Below are 16,112 nucleotides of genomic sequence, written 5' to 3'. Positions count from 1 at the left end.
CCGAGAGACGCCCGAGGTGGTGTCGCTTGACGGCAAGGCTTTGCGGCGAGCCTACGAGAAGGGCTTGGCAGCCAGTCCGCCGTTGACGGTGTCGGCCTTCGCCGCCGAGACCCGGCTGTGCCTGGCGGCAGTCTCGCCGAGCGATGGTGAGAACGAAGTCGAGGCCGCGCTCAAGGTCGTCGAACTCATTGATCTTACGGGCAGATTGGTCACGGCCGATGCGCTCCACTGCCACACCCGCATGGCTGCGGCCATTACCCAAAGAGGTGGCGATTACCTGCTTGCGCTGAAGGGCAACCGTCGTCATTGGCTGCGCCGTGCCAACCTGCAACTGGCCGACGCCACCCCTTCCATTGCCGAGCGGACCGAGATCAGCCACGGCCGCAACGAGTGGCGGCAGGCCGAGATCGTGGCGGCGGCCGAGCCGCTGATGCCCGGCCACCAGGCCTTCATCCGCATCACCAGCCGGCGCGATCAGGCCAGACCTTTGATGCGCCTGTTCATGGCCTCCACGCTCATGTCGCCGCAGCGGGCGCTCGACCTCACCAGAGCTCATTGGCAGATCGAGAACGGCCTGCATTGGATGCTCGATGTCCATTTCGATGAGGATCTCAGCCGTGCCCGCAAGGACAATGCTCCCGCCAACACAGCCCTTCTCAATCGCCTCGCCAGAAACATCCTTCAGGCCGCCGATGCTGCCAAAGTTCCCATCAGCCATCGCATCAAGAAATGCGCCTGGAACGACGACTATCTCATCAATGCCATCACTCATATGCGATAGCCCTGCCCTTGAGGGGGAGATGTCCGGCAGGACAGAGGGGGGCGCTGTCCCGCCGACATCCGAGTGACTATGTAGTGCCTTCGCCGGTCAGCGCGTCGAGGCGGGCGCGCAGCTCGGCAATTTCTTCCTCAAGGGCCTGCACGCGTATTTCCAAATCCGAGGCCGGCGAGGACGATTGCAGGGGCGCTGCTGCAGCCGACAGCTGCGGCGGCCCGCTGAGCAGATGGACATAGCGGTCCTCGCGCTGGCCGGGACCACGGTCGATCTGCTGCACCAGCGGTGGCCGGCGGCCGATCAGCAGATCGAGGTTGCCGCGAAGCTCGTCGATCGACGGCAGCCGCGCCATACGCTCGCTTCGTGCCAGCAATTCATAGCCCGTCTGCGGGCCGCGCAGCAGCAACAGGCCGAGCAGCGCGATCTGCGCCGAGGTCAGGGAAAAGCGCTGCGCCACGACATGCTCATAGCGCTCGACGCGCGACGCGAACACCTGCCTGACGAGGCCCTTCTGCTCGAGCTGGCCAAGCGCTCTTCTGACCTCGGCAAGCTCGACCGACATCACCGGCTCGCGCGCCGTCTTCTGGTTGGCCGCCGCAAGTGCTGCATTGAACGTCAGCGGATAGACGTCCGGCGTCAACTCCTTCTTCTCGATCAGGCAGCCGAGCACGCGCGCCTCGACGGGGGAGAGGATGGGAAGGTCGGAGTCGGTCATAGGTGGTATCCATTTGAAGTCGGCGGGACAGCGCCCCCCTCTGTCCTGCCGGACATCTCCCCCTCCAGGGGGGAAGATTGGCAATATAGCCGATTTCGCCAATCTCCAGCGTTGCCGAATAAAGCCCCGCGCCGAAACTGCCAATCTCCCCACTAGAGGGGGAGATGTCCGGCAGGACAGAGGGGGGCGCGAAGGATCGCTGCGGATGAGACAATCCCGCAACCCTATACCCGTCGCTCCACCATCATCTTCTTGATCTCGGCGATCGCCTTGGCCGGGTTGAGCCCCTTGGGGCAGGTCTGGGCGCAGTTCATGATGGTGTGGCAGCGGTAGAGCCGGAACGGGTCTTCGAGATTGTCGAGCCGCTCGCCCGTCGCCTCGTCCCTGGAATCGATCAGCCAGCGATAGGCCTGCAGCAGCGTTGCCGGACCGAGATAGCGCTCGCCGTTCCACCAGTAGCTCGGGCAGGAGGTCGAGCAGCAGGCGCACAATATGCACTCGTAGAGCCCGTCGAGTTTTTCGCGGTCCTCGTGGCTCTGCAGCCATTCCTTGGCCGGCTCGGGCGACACCGTCTTCAGCCACGGCTCGATCGAGGCGTGCTGGGCGTAGAAATTGGTGAGGTCGGGCACCAGGTCCTTGACCACGGCCATATGCGGCAGCGGATAGACCTTGATCGCGCCGGAAATGTCGTCACAGCCCTTGGTGCAGGCCAGCGTGTTCGACCCGTCGATGTTCATGGCGCAGGAGCCGCAGATGCCTTCGCGGCAGGAACGGCGCAGCGTCAGCGTCGGATCGATCTTGTTCTTGATCCAGAGCAGCGCGTCGAGCACCATCGGCCCGCAATCGTCCATGTCGACGAAATACGTATCCATGCGCGGGTTCTCGTCATCGTCCGGCGACCAGCGGTAGATGCGGTATTCGCGCAGATTGGTCGCGCCCTCCGGCTTCGGCCAGGTTTTTCCGGCCATGATCTTCGAGTTTTTCGGAAGCGTGAGTTCGACCATTACCTCAGGTCCTTTCGGATGACGAGCTTCAGCCCGGACCAGATCTCGTTCACGGCGGCGACCTTGACGTCGACGAGGTCGAGCTTCAGCGCCTCGGTGCGGATAACGTCCTCGGTGACGTCGGTCGGCACTTTCGATGCCTTCTTCGGCCATGACACCCAGACCATGCCGTCCCGCTTGATCGCCGCTTCGACGTCGCCAAGACGGTCCTCGATCTCGACACGCTGCCGGGTGAAAGCATGCACCGCATCATATTTCTGATGAACGCCCGAAATCGCTGACCAGTTGGCCAGCCGGTCGAGCCCGGCAAAATCCACGGCTTCGGCAAGGTCGTCCAGTTCGGCCGGCAAGGCGACGAAGGCGGCAATCATCCCGTCCTTCAGGCCGAGCTTGGCTGGAAGGGGTGTGCCGGAATATCCAGCTGCCGCCAGCGCCATGATCAATACACCCTGGCCTTTGGCGCGATCTTGGCCGGATTGATTCCGCCGTCTGCCTCCTTGAGCAGCGTCTCCGTGTGCACGGGCCGGTAGGTGAGCGCCACCTCGCCGGCCTCGTTGAGCCGGGCCAGCGTATGCTTGCGCCAGTTCGCGTCGTCGCGCGCCGAAAAGTCCTCCCGCGCGTGCGCGCCGCGGCTTTCCTTGCGCGCCTCGGCGCCGTAGACGGTGGTGATGGCGTTGGCCATCAGGTTTTCCAGCTCCAGCGTCTCGACCAGATCGGAGTTCCAGATCATCGAGCGATCGAACACTTTCACGTCCTTGAGCTCGCCCCACAGCTGCGAAATGCGCCTGCAGCCGCTTTCCAGCGATTCCTGGGTGCGGAACACCGCCGCGTCCTCCTGCATCGCCTTCTGCATCTTTTCACGCAAAACCGCTGTCGGCGTCGAGCCGTTGGCGTGACGCAGCCGGTCGAAGCGGTCCATGATCTTTTCGACAGCGGCTTCGTTGGGCGAGGGAATCGCCGATGTGCGGTCGATCACCTGGCCGGCCCGGATCGCCGCCGCGCGGCCGAACACCACCAGGTCGATCAGCGAATTGGAACCCAAGCGGTTGGCGCCGTGCACCGAGGCGCAGCCGGCCTCGCCGACCGCCATCAGCCCGGGTGACACCTGGTCCGGGTTCAAAGCCGTCGGGTTCAGCACCTCGCCCCAATAATTGGTCGGCACGCCGCCCATATTGTAGTGGACCGTCGGCAGAACCGGTATCGGTTCCTTGGTCAGGTCGACGCCGGCAAAGATCTTTGCCGACTCCGAAATACCCGGGAGCCTCTCGTGCAGAACGGCCGGGTCTAGATGGTCGAGATGCAGGAAGATGTGATCCTTCTTCGGCCCGACGCCGCGGCCCTCGCGGATCTCCAGCGTCATACAGCGCGAGACCACGTCGCGCGAAGCCAGATCCTTGGCTGACGGCGCGTAACGCTCCATGAAGCGCTCGCCCTCGGAATTGACGAGATAGCCGCCCTCGCCGCGCGCCCCCTCAGTGATCAGGCAGCCGGCGCCGTAGATGCCGGTCGGGTGGAACTGCACGAACTCCATGTCCTGCAGCGGCAGGCCTGCGCGTGCGGCCATGCCGCCGCCATCGCCGGTGCAGGTATGCGCCGAGGTGGCCGAGAAATAGGCGCGGCCATAGCCACCGGTCGCCAGCACCACCATCTTGGCCGAAAAGCGGTGGATGGTGCCGTCGTCGAGGTTCCAGGCGACGACGCCGGTGCAGGTGCCGTCCCGCTCCATGATCAGGTCGAGCGCAAAATACTCGATGAAGAACTGCGCATTGTGCTTCAGCGACTGGCCGTAGAGCGTGTGCAGCATGGCGTGGCCGGTGCGGTCGGCGGCCGCACAGGTGCGCTGCACCGGCGGCCCCTCACCGAAATTCATCATCATACCGCCGAACGGCCGCTGGTAGATTTTCCCGTCCTCGGTGCGGCTGAAGGGAACGCCGTAATGTTCGAGCTCGTAGACCGCCGCCGGCGCCTCGCGCACCATGTATTCCTGAGCGTCGGTGTCGCCCAGCCAATCCGAGCCCTTGACCGTGTCGAAGAGATGCCACTGCCAGTTGTCGGGACCCATATTGGCGAGCGAGGCGGCGATGCCCCCCTGCGCCGCAACCGTATGCGAGCGTGTCGGGAACACTTTGGTGATGCAGGCAGTGCGCAGGCCCTGTTCGGCCATGCCGAGCGTGGCGCGCAGGCCGGCGCCGCCGGCGCCGACGACCACGACGTCGAATTTGTGATCGACATAGCTATAGGCGGAAGCCGTGTTGGCGTTCTTCGCGTCCTTGGCCAAAAAATCAGCCTCCAAATGCCAGTTTAAGCAGGGCGAAGACCGAGGCGACGCCGACCACTACGGGAAAGAATGTGTTGAGGGCGAGCAGCGCCAGCCTGGTGCCTTCTCCATGCACATAGTCTTCGATGATTGCCTGCATGCCGAGCCGCATGTGGTAGAGCACCGACAACAGCACCAGCGCCAGGACCAGTGCCACGAACGGATTGGCAAGTGCAGCGCGCACCTCGAGATAGCTGGCGCCGTTGAGTGCGATCAGGAAGCCGACGAAGAACAGGACCAGCGGGATGTTGGAAATCGCCGTCAGCCGCTGGCGCCAGAAATGGCCGGTGCCCTCGCGGGCGGAACCGAGGCCGCGGACCTTGGCCAGCGGCGTGCGCATATCGGTGTTCTTGCCGTTCATGTCAGGCTCCCCGCGCCATGTAGCCGGCGATCCAGATCAGCAGCGTCAGCGTGACCGAGCCTGCCAGCGTCGCCCAAGCGATCCTCGAGGCCGTATGCTTTTCAAGCCCCGCCCCAGTGTCCCAGATAAGATGCCGGACGCCGCCCAGCATGTGGTGCATCAGCGCCCAGCTGTAGCCGAACAGCACCAGCCGTCCGAGCCACGAGCCGAAAGCCCAGTTGACGGCATTGAAGGTCGCCTCCGAACTCGCCGCCGCCATCAGCCACAGCGCGACCAGCAGCGTGCCGAAATAGAGCGCCCCGCCGGTGATGCGGTGGACGATCGACATCGTCATGGTGATCGGCGGCCGATAGACGGTCAGGTGCGGCGAAAGCGGCCGTTCACGTCTGGCAAATTCGCGGGTGGCTGGTGATTTGCTCATGGCTTCCCCCAGTTCGGCGTCTCTGGAGCCTCAGGTGGAAATGCGGCATTGCCGCTTCCGGTTGCGACTTCGGACAGCCGGTTTCTAATGCTCTTTTTGCACCGCGTCAAAGCCGGAAAACCGTTTTGAAAACGTAATTTAGTCTGATGAAAGCGAAGGTTTCAGCTTCAATCGATTAGGGCTGTGGCCTTGAGCCGGCACAATGTCGCTGCACTGCAAAATATGGCTGCCTCACCGGGCGGATCAGCGCTTACAGGCCAGCGGTGACGCACCGCCCTTCATCACCAGCGCCTCACGCCCATCGATCACGATTGCGTCATGCGCCTCGCCGTAGCGGCTTGTCTGATTGGCCGGTGAGGCCGGCAACTCGGAGCTGGTGCCGTCGGGGCCGAGCACGCGCACCGACGTGCCCAGGTTCTCGATGGTCATCACGCTACCGTCGGTGCATTTGTAGGTTGCAGTGCGCGGCTGCCGTGCCGTCGGTTCGCTAGCGGCGGGAGCAAGCGGCACGGAAGCGGCGGGCGTATTGCCGAGCTTGGGCGCGCTGGTCTGCGGCGCGCAGGCGGCGGCAGCCAGAAGCGGCGGAATGGCCAGCGCCATCCGAAACGTGCGGCGTAATCTCATATGCTGCTTTCCCCCGCGCGCATCGAGCCCGCCGCGATGCTTCGGCAGGCCACCGGATTTCATGCTTTTTGAGTCGCGCTCGATGCCGGCGATGGTGGGAACAAGGCATGGCCGAATGATGGCCGGTGGGTGATCGAGTATTTACCATGTTTTCCGGGACCTCGCCCCGGCTGCGGTTGCCCTCTTAACAAAGGTTAATAAAAGGTTAATTTCTGATTCGAGGAGGCTTGCCTCTCAGCAATGGAGCAGCACGCCATGCATTCCAATTCAGCAGGATCGCGCCTTCCCTGGTTCCTATTGGCGGCGCTCGCCCTCGGCATCGCCGCACCGGCATTCGCCGGGACGCGCCACCACGACCGCGTCTATGCCGATTCCTTCGGCAATCTGGTCATCGAAAGCGCCGCCGGCTACAAGCGTATCCTCGTCGGCGAGGGCAAGCTGGCCAAGGAATTGTCCGACTACACCGGCGCCGGCCAGCCCGACGTGATCTATGAAAACGAATCGGACGATGTCCGAAGCGGCGACTGCTACAGGCCGCCTGTTTTCGTGAAGGGCCGCAGCTATATGTACGGCCTCTCCGACGGCGAGATGCCGGAGCTCAGCCCCTGCCGCTGACGCCCACGCCCCCCTTTGTCGACGGCGCCGGCTGGGCAGCGGCCGGCTCCACCGAGATACGCACGCAATCGCGGCCGCTGCCCTTCGCCTGATAGAGCGCTTTGTCGGCGCGCCGCAAAAGGTTGGAAAAGCTTTCGCCCGGACCAAGCTCGGCAACGCCGAAGCTGGCGCTGCAGCGATGATCCGCCGGCAGGCAGTCGATCGGCGTGGCACCGAAGGCGGTACGCGTGCCCTCGGCAAAGAGCCGGGCGGCGGCTAGATTGGTCCCCGGCAGGAAAATAGCGAATTCCTCGCCGCCGATGCGGCCGGCAACATGATGGTCGGCCGCGGCCTCGCGGAGGAAACCGGCAAAGGTCTCGATGACCCGATCGCCGGACGCGTGGCCGTAAGTATCGTTGATGCGCTTGAAATAGTCGAGATCGGCAATGACCAGTGCCGCTGGAACGGCCCGCCGCATGGCGTCGCGCAGTGCGATCTCGGCATGGCGCTCGAAGCCGCCACGGTTGAGCAGCCGTGAAAGCGTATCGGTTTCCGACTTCGATGTCGCCTCGGCGAGCACGTCGCGGACCAGGATAGCCAACGTCACCAGCGCAAGCGCCAGGCCGAACACCGTGCCGACAGACTGCGACACCAACGCGTAGCTGGTCTGCGCATAAGATTGCGGATTGGCGCCCCAGCCACCAAGCGCATGGGCGATGAAGGGTTTGCTGGCGAATTGCAAGGTACTGGCCGCCAGGACAGCCATCAGCATATGGTCGAGCCGCTCGCGTCTTTGCCTGGACGACAAGACGATCGCCAGCCCGGTGAATTGCATGGTCGCATAGGGAAGCTGGTAGGCTGCCATTCGCACAAAGGATTGGCGTGGCAGGTCCTGGACGAAGTAGACCGCGAGGGTGGCGAAGACCAGGAAGAACAGCATCGGCAGCCAAGGCGGCGAAACGCGGTATTTATGGGCAAGCCCGCCATTGAAGGCGACGGTTGCGCCAAGGAAGGCGGCAAAGGCGGCGACAACCACGGGTCGCGCATTGTCGAAGGCAGGGATGCTGAACTCAATCGCGAAATAGGCCATGCCTAGCGCATAGCCGAACGCCAGCCAGCGCGCCGATATACGTCCGGCGTCATAGACCGCTATCGTCATGAACGCCGCCGCCAGCAGCCCGGCAACGAACAGGTTGATCACCAGGATGAAATTAGCGCTGCCCATGGCGTTTTGGCACTCCCCCCGAACAGCAAATCACCGACGCGCGAAAAAGACGTTAATTCGACGCCGCTGACGCTCAGCCAGCACTGGTCCGATTGGGAAGGACGACCGTTTCAGGCCGCTGATAGGACATGCATACGCTGTCGCGGCCATTCCTCTTGGCTTTGTAGAGCGCTTCGTCGGCGCGCCGCATCAGCGGGTCCAGCCCTTCGTCGCCGGTACGGGCGGCCACGCCGAAGCTCGCGGTCACTCTTGTCTCGGGCGGAAGCCCGTCGATTCTGCCCGCTGAATAGAGCGTGCGAATGGTTTCGGCAAACAGTCTTGCCGCGCCAAGGTCGCTGAGCGGCAACAGCACGGCGAACTCCTCGCCGCCGATGCGGCCGGCAACGCCGCCCGTGCCTGCAGCCGATAGAAGCTTGGCGGCGAAGTCGGCGATGACGCGATCCCCGGCTGCGTGGCCATGCTGATCGTTGAGTGCCTTGAAATGATCGAGATCGGCCAGCACCAGCGTAACCGGCAATTGCGCCGTGGCACAGTGCTGCAGGACCAGCATGGCGCGCTCCTCGAAGCCGCGGCGGTTGAGCAGGCCCGACAGCGGGTCTGTCAGGGTTTCGGTCTTCAGGGCCTTCATCACATCGAGCGCGGCGGCGCCGAACAGGCAAAGCGCAATAAGCAGCGACAGCAATGCATGCGACAGCAGCGCCGTCGTCCAGTAGGACGAGGTGTAAAGCCCTTCATAGCTGGTGAACGGCCCATGCGCGATGACGACGGCAAGCGTCCGCACCAGGAAGTTCAGGCCGGAAAGCAGCGACAGCACGAACAGGATCATTTCTGTCGGGCCGTTGTTGCGCACCACGCGCAACTCGGCGGCGACAACCAGGCTGATGCCGCCGAAGCTGAAATTGATGGCAAGGATGCGCCAGGTGAGATCCGGCCGTGCAAAAAGAAACCACGAGAACGCGGCCAGGCCGCCGCAGGCCAGAATGCCGATCGCCGGGTAAGGCACGCGCCGCCCATAGCGCGCAATGACAGCGCCGGCGAGACAGCAGGTGGCAAAGGTGAAGCACAGGATCGAGATAAGCTTGGTCGGCGCCATACCGACCGGCAAAGTGAAATACTGGAGCAGGAAGCCTGCGGCCGAGGCCGAGTAGCCCGCCGCCAGCACAGCCAGATAGGAACGGTGGCGCTGATAGAACCACAGCACGAGAAATGCCGCGCCGAGTGTGAGGGCGATGCCTGGATTGAGCAGCGCTATGAGCAGGCCGGTGTCCAAGCGCTGTAATTTCCCCTCGCTTCCCCTTGGAGGACCTTAGAGCGGAAGCCCAAACAAGCGGTTAAGCGAAAGCGAATATATACGACGGGTGCGTCGACAAGGCCGCCAGGCGGAACCGCGAACGGTGAGCGGCGTTTCACGACGGCAAACCAGGAGACGCTCCGATGGCCGACACGATCATGCTGACCGATCACGATGCAATTCGCTCATGGACCGCGGCGCGCGCCGGCTTTCCGGCGATCGTCGACGTGTCGCCGGAAGCCGGAACGCAGCCCATGCTGAGGCTGGTCTTCGGCCAGCATGCCTACCAGGACCAGGATGAGGCCGAACGTCCGGTCAATGCCGGCGGCTATGAACTGGTCGAATGGGACGAATGGTTCAAGCTCTTCGACGAGCGCCAACTGGCGCTGGTCGTCGCAAAGGATCAACCCGGCCGACGTGAGGGATTCCACGAATTCGTCAGGCGGCCCGGCTGAAGAATGCCCGAACCGCATTGCGGCTCGGGCACCTCATACCCGACTGCGCGCGCCCCTGCGCTATTTCCACTCGCGGATGTCGACGAAATGGCCGGCGATCGCCGCCGCCGCCGCCATTGCCGGCGACACCAGATGCGTGCGGCCCTTGAAGCCTTGGCGCCCTTCGAAATTGCGGTTCGAGGTCGAGGCGCAGCGCTCATGCGGCTTCAGCCGGTCGTCGTTCATGGCAAGGCACATCGAGCAGCCCGGCTCGCGCCAGTCAAAGCCGGCGGCGACAAAGATCTTGTCGAGGCCTTCGGCCTCGGCCTGTTCCTTGACCAGGCCGGAGCCCGGCACGATCATCGCACTGACCCGCGGATTGACCTTCTTGCCTTCGATCACCTTGGCGGCGGCGCGCAGATCCTCGATGCGGCCATTGGTGCAGGAGCCGATGAAGACGCGATCGAGTTCGATATCGGTGATCTTGGTGCCCGGCTTTAGGCCCATATAGTCGAGTGCTCGTTGCTTGGACGTGCGCTTGTTCTCGTCGGTGATGTCGTCCGGGTTCGGCACGATGCCTTGCACCGAGACAACGTCTTCGGGCGAGGAGCCCCAGGAGACGATCGGCGGCAGCTTTGCCGCGTCGAGCACGACCACCTTGTCGAAATGCGCGCCTTCGTCGGACTGCAGCGTCTTCCAGTAGGCGAGCGCGGCATCCCAGGCTTCGCCCTTGGGGGCGCGCGGCTTGTCCTTGACATAGGCGAAGGTGGTCTCGTCGGGCGCGATCAGGCCGGCGCGCGCGCCGGCTTCGATCGACATGTTGCAGATCGTCATGCGGCCTTCCATCGACAGCGCACGGATTGCCTCGCCGGCATATTCGATGACATAGCCGGTGCCGCCGGCCGTGCCGATCTCGCCGATGATGGCGAGGATGATGTCCTTGGCGGTGACGCCTTCCGGCAGTGCGCCATCGACGCGCACCAGCATGTTCTTGGCCTTGCGCTGGATCAGCGTCTGCGTCGCCAGCACATGCTCGACTTCCGAGGTGCCGATGCCATGCGCAAGCGCCCCGAACGCGCCATGCGTCGAGGTGTGGCTGTCGCCGCAGACGATGGTCATGCCGGGCAGCGTAAAGCCCTGCTCGGGACCGATGATGTGGACGATGCCTTGGCGGATGTCCTTCTCGGAATAATACTCGACGCCAAAATCCTTGGCGTTCTTGGCTAGCGCCTCGACCTGAATGCGGCTTTCCTCGTTCTTGATGCCGAACTTGCGCTCCGGCGAGGTCGACACATTGTGGTCGACCACGGCCAGCGTCTTTTCCGGATGCCGAACCTTGCGGCCTGTCATGCGCAGGCCTTCGAAAGCCTGCGGGCTGGTCACTTCGTGGACGAGGTGGCGGTCGATGTAGAGCAGGCAGGTGCCGTCATCCTGGCGGTCGACGACATGGTCGTCGAAAATCTTGTCGTAGAGGGTGCGCGGTGCGCTCATGTGCGTAAATCCGTCGATTTTAAAAGGGAAAAGGACGCCGGTCGGCCCGGCGAAACAGCCTGACGAGTCTGCCCTAGCTAAGTCGGCTGGTCAGCGCCCCGCGGATGCGCGCCGAAAATCGCGACGGCAGGCGTTTTCTGTCCTGCAGCACGAAACCCTTATAGGCCGGATCGCCAAAAAGCTCTTCCATGGCGCTGCTCATATCAATGTTTTGGCTTTTCAGCAATCGCGTCTGCCTTTGCAGGCGCTTCACAGCACCTCGAACACGAAGGTCTTCACCAGCGCGTCGGGCTCGGCGATTGCGTAGCAGCGGAACCACGGGCTCTCCTCGACCGGCCGCCATTTTTTCGCCTGCTCCAGTTCGCTAAACACGGCTTGAAACCCGCCGCTTTCAAAAACCTGGTCGCGAACCGTGAAGATGGCGTGGCCGCCCGTCCTGGTGATGCGTACCAGTTCATGCAGGCCCGACGCCGGCGCGTGGCTGATGGTGAACACGCCGGTCGAGAAGAAGGCGCGGAAATACCCGTCCGCCCAAGGCAATGGCCCGCCGAGCATCGCCTGTTTCAGCTCGCTGTAGGCCTGCCGGCTGCCGGCGATTTTCAGCATATCCTGCGACAGGTCGAGCCCGGCAATGTCGTGGTAGCCGAGCGCCTTGAGCGACGGCCCCGACAGGCCGGTGCCGCAGCCGGCGTCGAGCAGCGGCCCTTCGCCCGACGGCACATGGCGCGCCACCCAGGCGGTGATCAGGAACGGCAGGAGATAGCCGAGCGCCGCGGTTTCGCCGTCATAGGTCGCGGCCCATTGCGCATAGGCCTTGGCGAGCGCCTCGGGTGTGTCGGCCGTGTAGGCCGCCTCCAGCGCCGCATTGGCCTTGTCGATGATCATGGGTCCTCCCCGGTCGCGTCTGCTCGATGGTATCGCCGTTTTCGCCTGCCTTCTATTCCTCATGCTGGTGGCGCAGCCGCTTCTCCAGCGCCCGCAAGGCCAGCGACAGGCCGACGGTCAGGATGAGATAGATATAGGCGACGATCGAATAGGTTTCGAAGAAGCGGAACGAGCCGGCGGCGTAGATCTTGCCCATCTGGGTGATGTCGGCGACGCCGAGCACCGAGACCAGCGATGAATCCTTGACCATGGCGACGAAATCATTGCCGAGCGGCGGCAGGATGGTGCGGATCGCCTGCGGAAAGACGACCAGCCGGAAGCGCTGCGTGCGCGTCAGCCCGAGCGCCTTGGCCGCCTCGATCTGCCCCTTCTCGACCGCCTGGATACCGGCGCGGAACACCTCCGAGATGAAGGCGGAATAGCCGATGGTCAGCGCCATGACGGCGCGCCATAAAAGCGAGACGTCGCGTACCAGTAGCTCACCGAAGAGGCCGGCGCTTTGCAGCGGCGCCGTCAGCGCGTTCCACGCCGCGACGAAGGCCGGTGCGCCGGCAAAGGCGATCCAGAACAACAGCACCAGCATCGGCACGCCGCGGATGATCTCGACGTAGAAGCGGCCGATCTGGCTGAGCCAGCGTGAGCCCGACAGGCCCATCAGCGCGACGCCGAGCCCGATCGCGCAAGCCAGCGCGAAGGCGACCACAGTGACGAAGATAGTGACGCCGATGCCCTTGGCGACGGTTGCGAAGACCTGGGCATAGAGGTCGCTGGCAGCGATGAAGATGGCGGCGGCCAAGGCGATTGCCACGGCCACGGCAAGCCACCAGGGGAAGTCGGATTTGGCTGTGGCTGGGGGCGCCGGCGGCATCAAGCGGTACCGGTGACAGGGTCACGAAGGCAGCGTTCTGTCACACCCCCCTCTGGCCTGCCGGCCATCTCCCCCGCAAGGGGGGAGATCGGCAGCTTTGACCTCGCGGCCCGTTCTGCAACACTGAAAATTGGCGAAAGCCGATGCGAAATCCGATCTCCCCCCTTGCGGGGGAGATGTCCGGCAGGACAGAGGGGGGTGTACGAGCGCAGAGTCAGCGCGAGTTCCCGCGCACAATCGTCATGAAATGCGCGCAACAAGCGGGCCTACTGCCCCATCTTGTAATCAAGGAACCACTTCTTGTTGAGCGCGTCGAGCGTGCCGTCGGCCTTGAGCGCGGCGATTGCCGCGTTGACCGGCTTCACCAGGTCGGAGCCCTTGGGGAAGATGAAGCCGAAATCCTCGGTGCCGAGCGGCCCGCCGATCAGCTTAAGGCCACCATTGGACGCATCGACATAGCCCTTGCCGGCAGTGCCGTCGGTGAGCACGACGTCGACGTCGCCGGCCCTCAGCGCCTGCACCGTCGCGCCGAATGTCTCGAACAGCTTGATGCGCGGGTTCTGCTCATTGCCGTCGAGCACGCTGTAGACGGCGGTGTAGAAGGGCGTAGTGCCGGCCTGCGCGCCGATCAGCCCGTCCTTGAAGGCGGCAAACGTCTTGGCATCGCTGAAGCGCTTCTCGTCGCCGCGCACCAGCATGAACTGCTCCGAACGCATATAGGGGTCGGAGAAGTCGACCTTCTGCTTGCGGTCGTCCTTGATGGTGATGCCGGTCATGCCGATGTTGTACTGGTTGTCGGAAACCGCCTGGATCATCGCGTCCCAGGAGGTATTCTGGTACTCGACCTTGAAGTTCAGCCGCTTGGCGATCTCGTTCATCGCGTCATATTCCCAGCCGATCTGCTTGCCGGTCTTGGCATCGATGAACTGCAGCGGCGGATAGGCATTTTCGGTCACCACCACCACCTTCTTGCCGCCGAGGTCGGGCAGCGCCTGCGCCAGAGCCGTGACAGGCACGAGAAGGCAAGCCAGCAGGCCGGCCAGCAGCAGTTTCGAATTGATCATGACTATGCTCCCCAGGAACTGAACCGCCTCGATCGACCGAGGCATGCAGGAAATCCGGCGCCGACTTTAGCTTTCCGCCGGCGCCTTGCAAGCCGCTCCGATGCGCCGCCCGGCACGAAAATGGATTCCAATGCTTTCAACGGCGCCATTACGGAACGATCCGTTTCGATAGCGGACCGACGCGGCCCGGCAAAATAGAATCCCCCTCGCGAAAACAAAAAGGCGGCCGAAGCCGCCTTTCCGAAAATACGTTCTTGAGAAGCCTTATTCGGCGGCAGCTGCTTCGGCGGCCTTGGCTGCCTCGTCGGCCGCCTTCTTCTCAGCGGCGTCCTGCGCGGCCTTCTCGGCGGCCAGCGCCTGGGCGGCGGCCACCTTCTCGGCCTCGATGCGCGCCTTCTCGGCGTTCAGCGCATCGCGCTCCTCGTCGTTGAGCTTGCGGGCGCGCACGCCGGTGTTTTCCGAAATGCGGGCCGACTTGCCGCGACGGTCACGCAAATAGTACAGCTTGGCGCGACGCACCTTGCCGCGGCGCACGATCTCGACGCCCTCGACCATTGGCGAATAGACCGGGAACACACGCTCCACGCCTTCGCCGTAGGAGATCTTGCGGACGGTGAAGTTTTCCTGGAAGCCGGCGCCGGCGCGGGCGATGACGACGCCTTCATAGGCCTGGACGCGGGTGCGGGTGCCTTCGGTCACACGGACCTGGACGCGCACGGTATCGCCGGGCTGGAATTCGGGGAGCTTGCGCTTGGCTTCGATCTTGGCGGCCTGCTCGGCCTCGAGCTGACGGAGGATGTCCATCTCATAGATCCACTTCTTGTTCTTCCGACAGTCAGAGCGTCCGACACTCGCCTTGCAGTCGCATCGACCGCTCGGCTATGCCCTTCGTTCGAGAACGTCTGTTCGAGAACATCGGGCAGGGGCGACTACACCGTCATTGTTGACGGGCCAGAAGATCGCTCTTGGCAGATTCTCTTCCGGTTCGGCGCGCACATACAGCTATTTCGGCGCTTTGTCACGCCTTCGCTGTCTCTTTTTTGGCGCCGCTTCTTTTTGGCTGGCGCCGCTGTGGCAATCCCGTGATCGCTTGTGGTCCAGGGGGTTGCGCCCGCGCGTCAAGCTTTCTAAGCCGGAAGATAAGCATTTTCCTCCAGCGACGACACCCCTCATGCCAATCTTGGACGCGGTCCTGCTCTTTCTCGCCGGCTTTCTATCAGGCGCGGTCAACGCTGTTGCCGGCGGCGGCACGTTCATAACCTTTGGCGCCATGACCCTGGCCGGCCTGCCGCCGATCGTCGCCAATGCGACATCGTCGGTGACGCAATTTCCTGGCTACATCACCTCGACGCTCGCCTATTGGCACGACATCAAGCATTTCTGGCGCGGCGCACTGCTGCTCAGCCTCATTTCGGCTTTCGGTGCGCTGTCTGGCGCGCTCATCCTTTTAGGGCTCGACAACCCGGAGTTCCGCGCCTTGGTGCCGTGGCTGCTGCTGGCGGCAACCGCATTGTTCGCTGCCGGGCCTTGGCTGAAGCCGGCGCCCAAGCCGGAGCATGAGGCCGCGGTGGGTTCGCTGGTCGGGTCGCTGGCGCAGTTCGCCACCGCCGTCTATGGCGGCTTCTTCGGCGCCGGCATGGGCGTCATGATGCTGGCAACGCTCGGTCTCACCCAGTCCGGCGACTATCACCGGCTGAACGCGCTGAAGAACATGCTGGCCGTGGTCATCGCTGCGGTCGCCATCCTCGTCTTCGTGTCGGGCGGCGTCATCGCCTGGCTGCAGGCGATCATCATGATCCCGGGTGGCGCGCTCGGCGGCTATGCCGGCGTCTGGATCGCCAGGCGCGTGCCGCAGAACGCGGTGCGCGGCTTCGTCATCGCCGTCGGCCTGTTCCTGGCTTTTTACTATTTCGACAAGGGCTGAGCGGCTAAAAGGTCCGGCCTTCGCTCTTTCGTCAGCCTCTCCGCTTCGGCCCGCCGCCACGCCGCGATCTTCCTGTGATTGCCCGAAATCAGCACTTCGGGAATCGGCCGGCCCTCGAA

18 protein-coding genes and 1 pseudogene are annotated in these 16,112 nt (G+C 63.7%); 4 read left to right on the top strand and 15 right to left on the bottom strand.

Annotated features, from left to right (window positions below; genetic code table 11):
• Positions 1-781 (top strand): ISAs1 family transposase (locus E5W70_RS24260; protein WP_292663236.1); only part of this gene is annotated, 781 nt, incomplete at its 5' end.
• 67 nt (positions 782-848) lie between these two features.
• On the opposite strand, the gene E5W70_RS24255 is transcribed toward E5W70_RS24260, so the two are convergent.
• The 7 genes from E5W70_RS24255 to E5W70_RS24225 all read right to left on the bottom strand — a co-directional run bounded on the left by E5W70_RS24255 (position 849) and on the right by E5W70_RS24225 (position 6,217).
• Positions 849-1,490: a DUF480 domain-containing protein gene (locus E5W70_RS24255; protein ID WP_292663234.1), complete on the bottom strand. Its 642-nt coding sequence runs from the start codon at positions 1,488-1,490 to the stop codon at positions 849-851.
• Between the two features lie 224 nt (positions 1,491-1,714).
• Entirely contained in the window at positions 1,715-2,494 is a 780-nt protein-coding gene (locus tag E5W70_RS24250; RefSeq protein WP_292663232.1) for a succinate dehydrogenase iron-sulfur subunit, read from the bottom strand.
• Entirely contained in the window at positions 2,494-2,931 is a 438-nt protein-coding gene (locus E5W70_RS24245; RefSeq protein ID WP_292663230.1) for a DUF3052 family protein, read from the bottom strand. The genes E5W70_RS24250 and E5W70_RS24245 overlap by 1 nt, the downstream gene beginning before the upstream one ends.
• A 2-nt stretch (positions 2,932-2,933) precedes the next feature.
• Positions 2,934-4,772 (bottom strand): succinate dehydrogenase flavoprotein subunit, encoded by a 1,839-nt coding sequence (sdhA, locus tag E5W70_RS24240; RefSeq protein WP_292663228.1) that lies wholly within the window; start codon positions 4,770-4,772, stop codon positions 2,934-2,936.
• A 4-nt stretch (positions 4,773-4,776) separates the two neighbouring features.
• Positions 4,777-5,172, bottom strand: coding sequence for a succinate dehydrogenase, hydrophobic membrane anchor protein (sdhD, locus tag E5W70_RS24235; protein WP_292663226.1), 396 nt, complete (start codon positions 5,170-5,172; stop codon positions 4,777-4,779).
• 1 nt (position 5,173) lies between these two features.
• Positions 5,174-5,593 (bottom strand): succinate dehydrogenase, cytochrome b556 subunit, encoded by a 420-nt coding sequence (gene sdhC / locus E5W70_RS24230; RefSeq protein WP_292663224.1) that lies wholly within the window; start codon positions 5,591-5,593, stop codon positions 5,174-5,176.
• A 243-nt stretch (positions 5,594-5,836) separates the two neighbouring features.
• Positions 5,837-6,217 carry a hypothetical protein gene (locus tag E5W70_RS24225; protein ID WP_292663222.1) on the bottom strand — a complete coding sequence of 127 codons (381 nt, stop codon included), beginning with the start codon at positions 6,215-6,217 and terminating at the stop codon, positions 5,837-5,839.
• Positions 6,218-6,472: 255 nt separating this feature from the next.
• On the opposite strand from E5W70_RS24225, the gene E5W70_RS24220 reads away from it, so the two are divergent.
• Positions 6,473-6,832: a hypothetical protein gene (locus E5W70_RS24220; RefSeq protein ID WP_292663220.1), complete on the top strand. Its 360-nt coding sequence runs from the start codon at positions 6,473-6,475 to the stop codon at positions 6,830-6,832.
• Here the strand turns inward: E5W70_RS24220 and E5W70_RS24215 are convergent.
• Complete coding sequence (locus E5W70_RS24215; RefSeq protein WP_292663218.1) at positions 6,816-8,036, bottom strand: GGDEF domain-containing protein; 1,221 nt, start codon at positions 8,034-8,036, stop codon at positions 6,816-6,818. The genes E5W70_RS24220 and E5W70_RS24215 overlap by 17 nt on opposite strands.
• A 73-nt stretch (positions 8,037-8,109) precedes the next feature.
• Entirely contained in the window at positions 8,110-9,306 is a 1,197-nt protein-coding gene (locus E5W70_RS24210; RefSeq protein WP_292663216.1) for a GGDEF domain-containing protein, read from the bottom strand.
• A 164-nt stretch (positions 9,307-9,470) separates the two neighbouring features.
• On the opposite strand from E5W70_RS24210, the gene E5W70_RS24205 reads away from it, so the two are divergent.
• A complete protein-coding gene (locus tag E5W70_RS24205; RefSeq protein WP_292663214.1) occupies positions 9,471-9,782 on the top strand; it encodes a hypothetical protein in 312 nt (103 codons plus the stop codon).
• Between the two features lie 60 nt (positions 9,783-9,842).
• On the opposite strand, the gene leuC is transcribed toward E5W70_RS24205, so the two are convergent.
• From leuC to rplS, 5 genes are all read right to left on the bottom strand, one after another.
• On the bottom strand, positions 9,843-11,252 hold the full coding sequence (leuC, locus tag E5W70_RS24200) for a 3-isopropylmalate dehydratase large subunit (RefSeq protein WP_292663212.1): 1,410 nt from the start codon (positions 11,250-11,252) through the stop codon (positions 9,843-9,845).
• A gap of 249 nt (positions 11,253-11,501) precedes the next feature.
• Complete coding sequence (locus tag E5W70_RS24195) at positions 11,502-12,137, bottom strand: class I SAM-dependent methyltransferase (protein ID WP_292663210.1); 636 nt, start codon at positions 12,135-12,137, stop codon at positions 11,502-11,504.
• Positions 12,138-12,189: 52 nt separating this feature from the next.
• A complete protein-coding gene (locus E5W70_RS24190) occupies positions 12,190-13,005 on the bottom strand; it encodes an amino acid ABC transporter permease (RefSeq protein WP_292663195.1) in 816 nt (271 codons plus the stop codon).
• Between the two features lie 266 nt (positions 13,006-13,271).
• Positions 13,272-14,069: a transporter substrate-binding domain-containing protein gene (locus tag E5W70_RS24185; RefSeq protein ID WP_292663193.1), complete on the bottom strand. Its 798-nt coding sequence runs from the start codon at positions 14,067-14,069 to the stop codon at positions 13,272-13,274.
• A gap of 264 nt (positions 14,070-14,333) precedes the next feature.
• Entirely contained in the window at positions 14,334-14,873 is a 540-nt protein-coding gene (rplS, locus tag E5W70_RS24180) for a 50S ribosomal protein L19 (protein ID WP_254817835.1), read from the bottom strand.
• Positions 14,874-15,240: 367 nt separating this feature from the next.
• Here rplS and E5W70_RS24175 point away from each other — a divergent pair, with 367 nt between their 5' ends.
• Positions 15,241-15,993, top strand: coding sequence for a sulfite exporter TauE/SafE family protein (locus tag E5W70_RS24175; protein WP_292663189.1), 753 nt, complete (start codon positions 15,241-15,243; stop codon positions 15,991-15,993).
• Here E5W70_RS24175 and E5W70_RS24170 read toward each other — a convergent pair.
• Positions 15,975-16,112: pseudogene (locus E5W70_RS24170) on the bottom strand (tRNA (guanosine(37)-N1)-methyltransferase TrmD); the annotation flags it as partial. The gene E5W70_RS24175 and the pseudogene E5W70_RS24170 overlap by 19 nt on opposite strands.

Origin of the sequence: Mesorhizobium sp. (assembly GCF_005063415.1) — a bacterium.
In the GTDB taxonomy this organism is placed as follows: Bacteria; Pseudomonadota; Alphaproteobacteria; order Rhizobiales; family Rhizobiaceae; genus Mesorhizobium.
The sequence above is the reverse complement of the archived record's forward strand: the minus strand, read 5'-3'. Positions and strand labels throughout refer to the sequence as shown.

What these genes read in the sequence shown, in the direction of transcription:
- E5W70_RS24255 (WP_292663234.1), bottom strand. Translation starts at nt 1,490, where the DNA reads ATGACCGACTCCGACCTTCCCATCCTCTCCCCCGTCGAGGCGCGCGTG.
- E5W70_RS24250 (WP_292663232.1), bottom strand. Translation starts at nt 2,494, where the DNA reads ATGGTCGAACTCACGCTTCCGAAAAACTCGAAGATCATGGCCGGAAAA.
- E5W70_RS24245 (WP_292663230.1), bottom strand. Translation starts at nt 2,931, where the DNA reads ATGGCGCTGGCGGCAGCTGGATATTCCGGCACACCCCTTCCAGCCAAG.
- sdhD (WP_292663226.1), bottom strand. Translation starts at nt 5,172, where the DNA reads ATGAACGGCAAGAACACCGATATGCGCACGCCGCTGGCCAAGGTCCGC.
- sdhC (WP_292663224.1), bottom strand. Translation starts at nt 5,593, where the DNA reads ATGAGCAAATCACCAGCCACCCGCGAATTTGCCAGACGTGAACGGCCG.
- E5W70_RS24225 (WP_292663222.1), bottom strand. Translation starts at nt 6,217, where the DNA reads ATGAGATTACGCCGCACGTTTCGGATGGCGCTGGCCATTCCGCCGCTT.
- E5W70_RS24220 (WP_292663220.1), top strand. Translation starts at nt 6,473, where the DNA reads ATGCATTCCAATTCAGCAGGATCGCGCCTTCCCTGGTTCCTATTGGCG.
- E5W70_RS24215 (WP_292663218.1), bottom strand. Translation starts at nt 8,036, where the DNA reads ATGGGCAGCGCTAATTTCATCCTGGTGATCAACCTGTTCGTTGCCGGG.
- E5W70_RS24205 (WP_292663214.1), top strand. Translation starts at nt 9,471, where the DNA reads ATGGCCGACACGATCATGCTGACCGATCACGATGCAATTCGCTCATGG.
- leuC (WP_292663212.1), bottom strand. Translation starts at nt 11,252, where the DNA reads ATGAGCGCACCGCGCACCCTCTACGACAAGATTTTCGACGACCATGTC.
- E5W70_RS24195 (WP_292663210.1), bottom strand. Translation starts at nt 12,137, where the DNA reads ATGATCATCGACAAGGCCAATGCGGCGCTGGAGGCGGCCTACACGGCC.
- E5W70_RS24190 (WP_292663195.1), bottom strand. Translation starts at nt 13,005, where the DNA reads ATGCCGCCGGCGCCCCCAGCCACAGCCAAATCCGACTTCCCCTGGTGG.
- E5W70_RS24185 (WP_292663193.1), bottom strand. Translation starts at nt 14,069, where the DNA reads ATGATCAATTCGAAACTGCTGCTGGCCGGCCTGCTGGCTTGCCTTCTC.
- rplS (WP_254817835.1), bottom strand. Translation starts at nt 14,873, where the DNA reads ATGGACATCCTCCGTCAGCTCGAGGCCGAGCAGGCCGCCAAGATCGAA.
- E5W70_RS24175 (WP_292663189.1), top strand. Translation starts at nt 15,241, where the DNA reads ATGCCAATCTTGGACGCGGTCCTGCTCTTTCTCGCCGGCTTTCTATCA.